Genomic DNA, 9,835 nt, shown 5'->3' with positions numbered 1-9,835 from the left:
GGGGGGTGGGGGGGGTGTGGGGGGGGGGGGGGGGGGGGGGGGGGGTGGGGGGGGGCTCCCCCCCCCCCCCCCCCCCCCCCCCCCCCCCCCAAAACCCCCACTTCGGCTAGGTTGCGCCGGGGCCTTCGGCGAGGAGTCGGACGAAGGCGGCCTCATCGAGGATGGGTACGCCGAGTTGTTCGGCCTTGTCGGCCTTGGAGCCGGCGTTGTCCCCCACCACCACGAAGTCGGTCTTCTTCGACACCGACCCGGCGGCCTTGCCGCCCCGAGCGATGATCGCCTCCTTGACCGAGTCCCGGGTGAAGTCGACCAGGCTCCCGGTGGCGACGATGGTCAACCCGGCCAGGGTCTGCGGGATCGACTCGTCGCGTTCGTCGGCCATCGAGACGCCCGCGGCCGCCCACTTGGCGACGATGTCGGAGTGCCAGTCGACGGCGAACCAGTCGACGACGGCGTCGGCGATCACCTGACCCACGCCCTCCACGGCGGCCAACTGCTCCACGCTGGCGGCACGGATCGCGTCCATCGAGCCGAACTCGTCGGCCAACAGTCGGGCAGCGATGGGTCCGACGTGCCGGATCGACAACGCGACCAGCACCCGCCACAGCGGCACCTCGCGTCGGGTGGCCAGGCTGTCGAGCAGTCGCCGACCGTTGGCGTTGAGGACCCGGTCGGGCCCCTCGTCCTTCTTCGGGGCCCGGGTGAACAGCTCGGTGCGCAGCAACTTCTCCTCGGTCAGGTCGAAGACGTCACCTTCGTCGGCGATCACCCCGGCGTCCAGGAACTCGACCGCCGCCTCCCAACCGAACCCGTCGATGTCGAAGGCTCCGCGACCGGCCACATGGTTCACCCGTTCGCGGACCTGTGCCGGGCAGTACCGGTGGTTGGGGCAGCGCAGGTCCTTGTCGCCCTCCTTCTGCTGCGTCAGTGCGGTGCCGCAGGAGGGGCATTCGGTCGGCATCACCCACGGCGCCAGCCCTTCGGGGCGCTGGGCGAGCACCGGTCCGAGGATCTCCGGGATGACGTCGCCGGCCTTGCGCAGGATCACCGTGTCTCCGGGGCGGACGTCCTTGCGCTGCACCTCGTGGGCGTTGTGCAGGGTGGCCATCTCGACCGTGGACCCGGCCACCTTGGTGGGCACCATCCTCCCGAACGGTGTCACCCGGCCGGTGCGTCCGGTGTTGACCAGGATCTCCAGCAGTTCGGCGTGCACCTCCTCGGGCGGGTACTTGTAGGCGATCGCCCACCGCGGCGCCCGGGAGGTGTTCCCGAGCGCGCGCTGCCGGGAGATGTCGTCGACCTTGATCACCACGCCGTCGATCTCGTGCTCGACGTCGTGGCGGTGCTCGCCGTGGTGCTCGACGTAGTCACGGACCTCGGCCAGCGTGTCGAGGACCCGGACCCGCTCGGAGATCGGCATCCCCCAGGCCCGGAGCGCGTCGTACGCCGCGGACTGGCTGGTCGGCGTGAAGCCACGGCGGGCACCGATGCCGTGGCAGACCATGTCCAGGGCCCGGGTCGCGGTCACCCGTGGATCCTTCTGCCGCAAGGAGCCGGCAGCCGCGTTGCGCGGGTTGGCGAAGATCTGCTTCCCGGCGTCGAGCATCGCCTCATTGAGCCGCTCGAAGGCGGCCTTGGGCAGGAACACCTCGCCGCGGATCTCGACCAGCTCCGGCACCGGGTGCTCGTCGGTGCCGGTGAGCCGGTGCGGCACCGACGCGATGGTCTTGACGTTGGGGGTGACGTCCTCGCCGGTCCGGCCATCGCCCCGGGTGAGCGCCCGGACCAGTCGGCCGTCCTCGTAGCAGATGTTGATCGCCAGCCCGTCGACCTTCAGCTCGCACAGCATCGGCGGTGGGTCCCCGCCGTCCTTGGTGAGCCGCTGGTGCCAGGCGTCGAGTTCGTCGAAGTCGAAGGCGTTGTCCAGGCTCATCATCGGTTCGAGATGGTCCACGGCGGTGAACAGGGTGGAGACCGCGCCACCGACCTGCTGGGTCGGCGAGTCAGGCGTCCGTAGCCCCGGATGGTCGGCTTCGAGAGCCTCCAGTTCGCGCAGGGCAAGGTCGTACGCCGCGTCGGAGATGCTGGGGTCGTCGAGGACGAAGTAGCGCCAGCGCGCTTCCTCGATCTCTTCGCTGAGCCTCGAGTGGCGCTCGCGTGCCTCGGCCGGGATCTGCGCGGTCATGGGCCTATCTTGCCGTGCCACCCAGTCACCACCTCCCCGGCCGCGCCGCGTAACTCGCCGTAGTGGAACGCGTTACACGTTGCGACACCGTGTCACGGACACCATCTGCCTCGGAGGCTCCATGCGTCGCGTTCTCACCTGCCTGACCGGACTCCTGGTCGCCCTCACCCTGCTGGGGGCTCCCGCTCATGCCGACGAGGCCCCGTTGCCGGTCTCGTACAACTTCCTGGTCAGTGCGGTGCTGGCCGGGATCCAGGTCGATGCCGACCCACCCGGCGCCAACGACTGGACGTGCCAGCCGACCCGCCAGCACCCGCGCCCGGTGGTCCTGGTGCACGGCACGATCGGCAACAAGAACACCAACTGGCAGACCTATGCCCCGCTGCTCAAGAACCACGGGTACTGCGTCTTCGCGCTCACCTACGGCGTGGAACCCGGCACCCCACTGCCGCTCGACCAGTTCGGCGGGATGTCGCGGATGGAGCGTTCGGCCGAGCAGTTGGCCGCCTTCATCGCCGAGGTACGCCGGGCCACCGGCGCCCGGAAGGTGGATCTGATCGGTCACTCTCAAGGCACCCTGATGCCGAACTACTACGTGAAGTTCCTCGGTGGCGCCAAGCACGTGAAGCGGTACGTCTCACTGGCACCGCTGTGGCACGGCACCGAGATCTCCACCGCGACCACGCTGGCTCAGGCCTTCGGAATCAACCCCGCCGACCTGCCGCCGTGCCATGCCTGCGGGCAGTTCTACCCGGGGTCGGAGTTCCTCGAGCAGCTGCGGGCCGGCGGGATGGCCGCCGCTGGTGTGGAGTACACCAACATCATGACCCGCTACGACCAGTTGGTCGTCCCCTACACGAGCGGCCACGAGGAGGGGATGCGCAACATCGTGGTTCAGGACGTGTGCGGCAGCGACTACAGCGAGCACTTCCAGATCGCCTCGGACCCGGTGGCGGCCCAACTCGTCCTCAACACCCTGGACCCGCGCAACCCGGCCCCGGTCCCCTGCCCGCTGGTGCTGTCCTACATCGGGCCCTTGTACTGATCGGCGATGCTGCGGGTGGTGCGGCGCCCGCGGGCGCCGCACCTCCAGCAGGTCAGTCGGCCACAGCCTTGTCGGGTGCGACGTTCAGCTCAGTGGCGTCGGAGTGGCTGATCTCGACCTTGCGCGGCTTGGCCTTCTCCGCGACCGGGATCCGCAACCGGAGAACTCCTCCGTCGTAGTGGGCATCGATGCGGTCCAGGTCGAGGTTGTCGCCGAGCACCAACTGTCGGCTGAACAGACCGGTCGGCCGCTCCGAGGCGAGCAACTCCCAGTCGCCGCTGCGCTGCGGGCGCTCGGCCTTGATGGTCAACACATTGCGCTCGACGTCGATGTCCAGGGTGTCGCGAGCCACTCCGGGCAGGTCGAACTCGAGCACGAAGGTGTCACCCTCCCGCCATGCGTCCATCGGCATGATCGCGGGACGGGACGTGGTGCCGGAGCCCAGGATCTGCTGGGCCAACCGGTCGAAGTCACGGAAGGGGTCCGTGCGCATCAACATGACGTTTCACCTCCAGATGTGATCCTTCGGTGACCTATACTGGTCACCATACATTTTCTATAGCACCTCGATTGGCACTGATCAAGGGGGATGTGATGACCGGGTTCGAGCCGCTCTCCACGCAGGGGCTCTACGGGATATCGGTGGCCGCCGAACTCGTCGGCACCGGGCCACAGAACCTGCGCGCCTACGAGCGTCGCGGACTGGTCGAGCCGGACCGGACCACCGGCGGCACCAGGCTCTACAGCGACGCCGACGTGGCCAGGCTGCGGCGGATCACCGAACTGATCGCTGCCGGCCTCAATCTGACCGGCGTGGAGATGGTGCTGGCCCTGGAGGCGGACAACGCCCGACTGCGAGCGACCCTGTCCCGGCCGCTCAGGCGAGCCGGCGAGCCGCCTCCCGCACCGCGCTGAGCGACTGACGAGCATCGGCCGCATCGGCCAGCCCACAGGCAGGCGTGATCGCCAGTCCGTCGTACGGCGCCAGCCCCAGCATGTCCAGCCATCGCTCCACCTGCCTGAGCACCGCGACGCCGGGCTCGTCGTCGGTGCCGCCCACGCCGGAGACGCCCAGGTGCACCCGCTCCCCCGCCTCCACCGCGGTGGCCAGGTCGTCGTGACCGGCGGCATCGAGCAGGCTCAGGTCCACGGAGATCCCGCGCGCCCCGGCGCTGCGCAGCAGGCCGATGGGCACCTCGGCGGCGCAGCAGTGCACCACCGGGACGGCGCCGGCGTCGGCGATCGCGGTGAGCACCCAGCCGAGCGCCTCGGCGGCTGCCGGCGGATGCACGCTGCGGTGCCGGGAGAAGCCGGAGGCGGTCGGCACCTGCCCGGCCAGCACCGTCGGCAGCGCCGGCTCGTCGAGTTGGACGATCAGGTCGGTGACGCGCGGCAGCCGGCGCCGCAGATCCCCGACATGGGCGCCGACGGCCTCGGCGAGGGCCTGCGCCAGTTCGCGGCGGGCGCCGTGGTCGGCGAGCACCCGATCCCCGCGCGGCCGCTCCACACAGGCCGCCAGCGTCCAGGGTCCGGTGAGTTGGACCTTGAACGGGCCGTCGTGATCCCCGGCCAGCTCCTCGACCGTGTCGAGGTCCTGGGCGAGCAGCGAGGCGGCGCGACGCTGGTCGATGCCCACGGCGCTGGTGAGTCGCCAGCCGGCCGGCTGCAGGTCGACGGGCAGCTCCAGCAGGCTGGTGGTGCGCCCGATCATGTCGGCAGCGGGGCCGCGACCGGGCAGCTCGGGCAGGTGCGGCAGGTCGGGCAGTTCGCCGAGGACGATCCGCACCGCCTCGGTGTAGAGCCGAGCGTTCTCGGCCTGGGCGTACGTCGGGTCCCCGCCGGGCATCGACCCGACGCCGGTGGCCACCGTCATCGGGCCCCCTGCGCGGAGTCGGCCGCGGAGTCGGGCGCAGTACCGGTGAGCGCGACGCTTCGGTCGGTGCCGGTGATGGTGGCCGAACCGACCACCCGGGTGCCGTCGTAGATCACCGCGGCCTGACCGGGTGCGATGCCCTGGGCCGGGTCGAGCAGCGCGATCTCGACGATGTCGCCGACCACCTGGACCTGGGCCCGGTGCTCCTCACCGTGGGCGCGCAGCTGCACGGTGCCGGTCAGTGCCTCCGGCACGGCGCCGCACCAGCGGGGCCGGTCCGCGGTGATCCGGTCGACGGTGAGCAGGGCGCGGGGGCCGACGGTGACGGTGCCGGAGACCGGTTCGATGTCGAGCACGAAGCGGGGCTTGCCGTCGGCGGCGGGCCGGCCGATCCGCAGCCCCTTGCGCTGCCCGATCGTGTAGGCGTAGGTGCCCTGGTGCTGGCCGAGCACCTCTCCAGTGCTGGCGTCGACGATGTCGCCGCCGTGGTTGGGGGCGGCATCGCCGAGCTTCTCGCGCAGCCAGCCGGCGTTGTCGCCGTCGGCGACGAAGCAGATGTCGTGGCTGTCGGGCTTGTCGGCGACCAGCAGGCCGCGCTCGGCGGCCTCCCGGCGTACCTGCTCCTTGGGGGTGTCCCCGAGCGGGAACAGCGAGTGCCGCAACTGCTCCTGGTCGAGCACCCCGAGCACGTAGGACTGGTCCTTGCCGGCGTCGACGGCGCGATGCATCTCGATCAGCCCGTCGGGGTCGGTGCGCAGTTGGGCGTAGTGACCGGTGGCGACCGCGTCGAAGCCGAGGCCGAGGGCCTTGTCGAGGACGGCGGCGAACTTGATCTTCTCGTTGCAGCGCAGGCAGGGGTTGGGGGTCTGCCCGGCGGCGTAGGTGTCCATGAAGTCGACCACGACGTCGGCGTGGAAGCGCTCGGAGAGGTCCCACACATAGAAGGGGATGCCGATCACGTCCGCGGCCCTGCGGGCGTCGTTGGCGTCCTCGATGGTGCAGCAGCCCCGGGCGCCGGAGCGGTACGACGCGGGGTTGCGTGAGAGCGCCAGGTGGATGCCGGTGACGTCATGGCCGGCGTCGACTGCGCGGGCGGCGGCGACGGCGGAGTCGACGCCGCCGGACATGGCTGCGACGACGCGCATCAGCTGCTCCTGCTCGTCGCGGCGCGGGCCCGCTCCACGCATCCGCCGATGGCGGCGACCAGCGCGTCGACGTCGGCGGCGGTGGAGGTGTGCCCGAGGCTGAACCGCAGGGAACTCCGGGCCGCGACCTCGTCGGTGCCGAGGGCGAGCAGCACGTGTGAGGGCTGCGGCACTCCGGCCGAGCAGGCCGATCCGGTGGAGCATTCGATGCCCTGGGCGTCCAGCAGCATCAGCAGTGAGTCGCCCTCGCAGCCGGGGAAGCTGAGGTGGGCGTTGCCGGGCAGCCGACCGGGTTCACCCAGGGGTACGCCGTTGAGGGCCGCGTCGGGGACCACCTGCTGCACCCGGGTGACCAGGTCGTCGCGCAACGCTGCGACCCGGTCGGCGTACTCGGGACGCTCCTTGACGGCCGTCTCGACGGCGACAGCGAAGGCGGCGATGGCGGGCACGTCGAGGGTGCCCGAGCGTACGTCGCGTTCCTGGCCGCCGCCGTGCAGTTGCGGGGTGATGCCGAGCTCACGACGGGCCACCAGCGCGCCGATGCCGATCGGGCCGCCGAGCTTGTGTCCGGTCAGGGTGAGCGCGTCCACGCCGGAGGCGGCGAAGTCGACCGGTGCGGCGCCGACGGCCTGCACGGCGTCGGTGTGCACGGGGATCTGGTGGGCGGCGGCGAGGGCGACGACGTCGCTGATCGGCTGGCAGGTGCCGACCTCGTTGTTGGCCCACATGACCGTGATCAGGGCGACCGAGTCCGGGTCCCGGTCAATGCTGGCGGCCAGCGCGGCCAGGTCGAGGCGACCGCGGCCGTCCACCGGCAGCCATTCGACCTCGGCGCCCTCGTGATCGGCGAGCCACTGCACCGGGTCGAGCACGGCATGGTGCTCGATGGCGCAGGCCAGCACTCGGACCCGTCGCGGGTCGGCGTCGCGGCGGGCCCAGAAGCAGCCCTTGACGGCGAGGTTGTCGGCCTCGGTTCCGCCGGAGGTGAAGACCACTTCGCTGGGGCGGCAGTTCAGTGCCGCGGCGATGGATTCGCGTGACTCCTCCACCACTCGCCGGGCACGGCGACCAGCCGCGTGCAGGGAGCTGGCGTTCCCGGTCACGCCCAGGTGCGCGGTCAGCGCCTCCACCGCGGCCGGGATCATCGGCGTGGTGGCGGCATGGTCGAGGTAGGTCATGGCACCGCCAAGCCTACGGCCGCGACGGTCGGGCTGCCCCAGGGCATCACGATCATGGGTGGTCCTATCCGATGACGGCGACGGGGATGGACAACATGACTTCTCGATCTCGAACCGCTCGACGACGAGAAGACCACCGTCATCAACCTCATCGAATCCATCCTGCTGCGACACCAAGCCCGCAGGCTCGCACGCAGCAACTGACCGGTCAGGCAGTCCTGCCGGTCTCGTAGGCCAGTCGATCCTACTTCTCGAAGTTGTTGAAGGCGCTGCGCACCGAAGCCGGCTGGTCCAAAGCAGATCTGGCCGAGAAGATCGGCTCCGACGCCCGCCAGGTCTCCCGCTACGAGAACAACAAGGTCGCCCCCGGCCTCGAAGCAGTCATCCGGATGGCCGAGACCTTCAACGTCTCCGTCGATGCTCTTCGACAACGCCGAACGACGGCCACTCAATGCCCCCAGCAGCCACGTCGACGCACGGCTGGCTGACCTCGACCAACCCTCCGACGAAGAACGAGCCACCATCGCCAACGTCATCGACGCCCTCGTCACCAAGGCCAAGCTCCGGCTCATCACCGGCTGATCTACCCGAGCACCACTCCGTCGCCCACTGTGCGGGCGTACCAGACCTCGAACTCTGCTCCGGGCGTCGCGTAGATCCGGGCGAGGTCGTTCCAGAACAGCAGGTGGGCTCGAAGCTGACCGTCGGGCTGCTCGTCGAGTTCCTCGATGATCGCGCCGAACATGTCGCCGTCCTCGTGCTCGCCAGCCTCGAGGAAGCGGAACATCACGCTCCGCGACCCGGGCTGGAACACACCGGCCAGCAGCCGAGCCCGGTCCGGCTCTTCGAGCCGGACCAAGGCGTTGGCCCGATGACCGATCTCCACGTCACTACGGGCCATGGATGATGATGTCTCTGAACTGGGGCAGGAGATTCTGCGGAATGAAGTAGGCCGTTCCTTCGCCTGCCGGATGGATCGTCTCGATGCCGTTGAGCGTCGACCTGGGGATGCAACCCGACGTGATGCAGTACGGGCCCGTCCCGGTCTTGCCCATCAGGTCCGAGAAGTTCTCGGCCTGCTCCGGGAAGACGTACTTGCCCTCCGTGCCGCCAGGAGCCGACCTGTAGACGCCGGTCCCGACGATGTCCTTGAGCTCAGCGGCGTCGACAGCTCGGTACAGCCGCGTCAGATCGTTTCCAGTGTTGCGGCAAACAACGGATCGCTGGACGACGGCAAGGGCCCTCGGAACTCCGTCGGCTCGATCCTCGGCTAGCGTGCAACGGCGTGCGATCTGCGCACGATGGTCGAAGTCGTTGTAGTCGTACGTCGCGGGGGTTGTGGGTCCATTCGGGCGCGCCAAATCGCCGAGCGAACGAAGGCCATCAGCGTCGTTGGTGGCGCAGTCATGCGTCGCAGGCGGGCCGCACTCGGTGGCGGCGCCAGTCGCCAGCGCAGTGCGATGGTGACTGGCGTAGACGTAGGTCCAGGGCGATTCCGCCGGAGCGAGTGCGATGGCCTCAGTAGTTGGAGCGGCGAGCAGAGTCAGGACCGTAGCGATCACTGCGGCCACCAACCTCCCGATCCAGTTACGCACCGGCGACGTCCTCCCACAGATGGTCAGTGAGTTCGCGGCGGGCGCCGAGCGCTGTCCCGAGACCCTCGAGATCACGAATGACGTCGGGCTCTAGCCTGATCTCCCATTCGTAGATCTGGGTGCACAGTGTCTCGAAGGCGACGAGAAACTCACCCACATCGATCAGCGACTGCACGTTGCTGATGTCGTCTGGGGTGAGCCCAACGGCTGCGTCCATCGCCGTGTGCAGACGGACGGTTGTCTCCTCGGGAGCCGGTGTCGTGGTCATGGAATCGGGAACCCCGTGATGATGCCCTCGCCGCCGGGTTCAAGGACGACTCGGATCTTGACGCCGTCTCGCACACCTTCGACGGTGTATCTGACTGGCGCGCCGCCGCGCGTGAACTCGGCGCCTGCTCGACCCGTTTGCTGAACCCAAGTGAGCGATGGGTCGGTCGCGATATCCGAGACCGAGTGCATGATCTTGTCGTCCGACCAACCCTTGGGGAACCAAGTGTTGCCTGCCTCCCCGCCGTACCGGTGCCCGTCAAGGATGTGGCTACGACGCGAAGCCGAGGCCAGGTCGACGAACTCGTCTGCGGACTTTGCGGCAACACCGCCTGACTGAATCGCGGTCACGCCGCCTGGGGTTGAGCTGAGGGTCTCGCGAGTGTCAACCGACGCCGTGTCGGATGCAGCGGGCAGGCGAGCACCGTCGTATGCATAAGTGTGGCTCCACGGCGCCCCAACCGAACAAGCCGCGTCAGCGCATGCCCCAAGACTGGCGGCTCGCTGACCTGCAGAAACGTCCAGATGAGAGACCGCATCCGGCGGT

The 9,835-nt window shown here is 69.4% G+C and carries 13 protein-coding genes; 4 read left to right on the top strand and 9 right to left on the bottom strand.

What is annotated here, in order from left to right; all coding sequences use genetic code 11:
* Positions 1-106: 106 nt before the first annotated feature.
* Positions 107-2,185, bottom strand: coding sequence for an NAD-dependent DNA ligase LigA (gene ligA / locus JKG67_RS13410; protein ID WP_203337839.1), 2,079 nt, complete (start codon positions 2,183-2,185; stop codon positions 107-109).
* Positions 2,186-2,306: 121 nt separating this feature from the next.
* Between ligA and JKG67_RS13405 the strand changes: the two genes are divergently transcribed.
* On the top strand, positions 2,307-3,230 hold the full coding sequence (locus JKG67_RS13405; RefSeq protein WP_203337838.1) for an esterase/lipase family protein: 924 nt from the start codon (positions 2,307-2,309) through the stop codon (positions 3,228-3,230).
* 52 nt (positions 3,231-3,282) lie between these two features.
* Here the strand turns inward: JKG67_RS13405 and JKG67_RS13400 are convergent, their stop codons facing one another.
* On the bottom strand, positions 3,283-3,729 hold the full coding sequence (locus tag JKG67_RS13400; protein WP_203337837.1) for an Hsp20/alpha crystallin family protein: 447 nt from the start codon (positions 3,727-3,729) through the stop codon (positions 3,283-3,285).
* A 95-nt stretch (positions 3,730-3,824) separates the two neighbouring features.
* On the opposite strand from JKG67_RS13400, the gene JKG67_RS13395 reads away from it, so the two are divergent.
* Positions 3,825-4,145, top strand: coding sequence for a MerR family transcriptional regulator (locus JKG67_RS13395; protein WP_203337836.1), 321 nt, complete (start codon positions 3,825-3,827; stop codon positions 4,143-4,145).
* Here JKG67_RS13395 and JKG67_RS13390 read toward each other — a convergent pair.
* The 3 genes from JKG67_RS13390 to JKG67_RS13380 are packed head-to-tail and all read right to left on the bottom strand — an operon-like array spanning position 4,108 to position 7,426.
* A complete protein-coding gene (locus tag JKG67_RS13390) occupies positions 4,108-5,103 on the bottom strand; it encodes a uroporphyrinogen decarboxylase/cobalamine-independent methonine synthase family protein (protein WP_203337835.1) in 996 nt (331 codons plus the stop codon). The two genes, JKG67_RS13395 and JKG67_RS13390, sit on opposite strands and share 38 nt — an antisense overlap.
* A complete protein-coding gene (gene mnmA, locus JKG67_RS13385; RefSeq protein ID WP_203337834.1) occupies positions 5,100-6,248 on the bottom strand; it encodes a tRNA 2-thiouridine(34) synthase MnmA in 1,149 nt (382 codons plus the stop codon). Before mnmA ends, JKG67_RS13390 begins: the two co-directional genes overlap by 4 nt.
* Complete coding sequence (locus JKG67_RS13380; RefSeq protein WP_203337833.1) at positions 6,248-7,426, bottom strand: cysteine desulfurase family protein; 1,179 nt, start codon at positions 7,424-7,426, stop codon at positions 6,248-6,250. The genes mnmA and JKG67_RS13380 overlap by 1 nt, the downstream gene beginning before the upstream one ends.
* Before the next feature lie 257 nt (positions 7,427-7,683).
* On the opposite strand from JKG67_RS13380, the gene JKG67_RS19250 reads away from it, so the two are divergent.
* Together JKG67_RS19250 and JKG67_RS13370 are read left to right on the top strand one after the other, a co-directional pair.
* Positions 7,684-7,914, top strand: coding sequence for a helix-turn-helix domain-containing protein (locus JKG67_RS19250; RefSeq protein WP_372442093.1), 231 nt, complete (start codon positions 7,684-7,686; stop codon positions 7,912-7,914).
* A complete protein-coding gene (locus tag JKG67_RS13370; RefSeq protein WP_203337840.1) occupies positions 7,844-8,008 on the top strand; it encodes a hypothetical protein in 165 nt (54 codons plus the stop codon). Before JKG67_RS19250 ends, JKG67_RS13370 begins: the two co-directional genes overlap by 71 nt.
* Position 8,009: 1 nt before the next feature.
* Here JKG67_RS13370 and JKG67_RS13365 read toward each other — a convergent pair whose 3' ends face one another.
* The 4 genes from JKG67_RS13365 to JKG67_RS18575 all read right to left on the bottom strand — a co-directional run.
* On the bottom strand, positions 8,010-8,327 hold the full coding sequence (locus JKG67_RS13365; protein WP_203337831.1) for a hypothetical protein: 318 nt from the start codon (positions 8,325-8,327) through the stop codon (positions 8,010-8,012).
* On the bottom strand, positions 8,317-9,021 hold the full coding sequence (locus JKG67_RS13360; RefSeq protein WP_203337830.1) for a hypothetical protein: 705 nt from the start codon (positions 9,019-9,021) through the stop codon (positions 8,317-8,319). Before JKG67_RS13360 ends, JKG67_RS13365 begins: the two co-directional genes overlap by 11 nt.
* Positions 9,014-9,289 carry a MafI family immunity protein gene (locus JKG67_RS13355; protein ID WP_203337829.1) on the bottom strand — a complete coding sequence of 92 codons (276 nt, stop codon included), beginning with the start codon at positions 9,287-9,289 and terminating at the stop codon, positions 9,014-9,016. Before JKG67_RS13355 ends, JKG67_RS13360 begins: the two co-directional genes overlap by 8 nt.
* A partial coding sequence (locus JKG67_RS18575; protein WP_238998446.1) for an EndoU domain-containing protein occupies positions 9,286-9,835 on the bottom strand: 550 nt, incomplete at its 5' end. The genes JKG67_RS13355 and JKG67_RS18575, both read right to left, overlap by 4 nt.

Origin of the sequence: Nocardioides limicola (assembly GCF_016827675.1) — a bacterium.
In the GTDB taxonomy this organism is placed as follows: Bacteria; Actinomycetota; Actinomycetes; order Propionibacteriales; family Nocardioidaceae; genus Nocardioides; species Nocardioides limicola.
Note: the sequence above shows the minus strand (reverse complement) of the source record. Positions and strands in the feature narration are given on the sequence as shown.

Coding starts and splice junctions, on each gene's coding strand:
- JKG67_RS13370 (WP_203337840.1), top strand. CDS start 7,844: ATGCTCTTCGACAACGCCGAACGACGGCCACTCAATGCCCCCAGCAGC.
- JKG67_RS13380 (WP_203337833.1), bottom strand. CDS start 7,426: ATGACCTACCTCGACCATGCCGCCACCACGCCGATGATCCCGGCCGCG.
- mnmA (WP_203337834.1), bottom strand. CDS start 6,248: ATGCGCGTCGTCGCAGCCATGTCCGGCGGCGTCGACTCCGCCGTCGCC.
- JKG67_RS13355 (WP_203337829.1), bottom strand. CDS start 9,289: ATGACCACGACACCGGCTCCCGAGGAGACAACCGTCCGTCTGCACACG.
- JKG67_RS13400 (WP_203337837.1), bottom strand. CDS start 3,729: ATGTTGATGCGCACGGACCCCTTCCGTGACTTCGACCGGTTGGCCCAG.
- JKG67_RS13395 (WP_203337836.1), top strand. CDS start 3,825: ATGACCGGGTTCGAGCCGCTCTCCACGCAGGGGCTCTACGGGATATCG.
- JKG67_RS13405 (WP_203337838.1), top strand. CDS start 2,307: ATGCGTCGCGTTCTCACCTGCCTGACCGGACTCCTGGTCGCCCTCACC.
- ligA (WP_203337839.1), bottom strand. CDS start 2,185: ATGACCGCGCAGATCCCGGCCGAGGCACGCGAGCGCCACTCGAGGCTC.
- JKG67_RS13365 (WP_203337831.1), bottom strand. CDS start 8,327: ATGGCCCGTAGTGACGTGGAGATCGGTCATCGGGCCAACGCCTTGGTC.
- JKG67_RS13390 (WP_203337835.1), bottom strand. CDS start 5,103: ATGACGGTGGCCACCGGCGTCGGGTCGATGCCCGGCGGGGACCCGACG.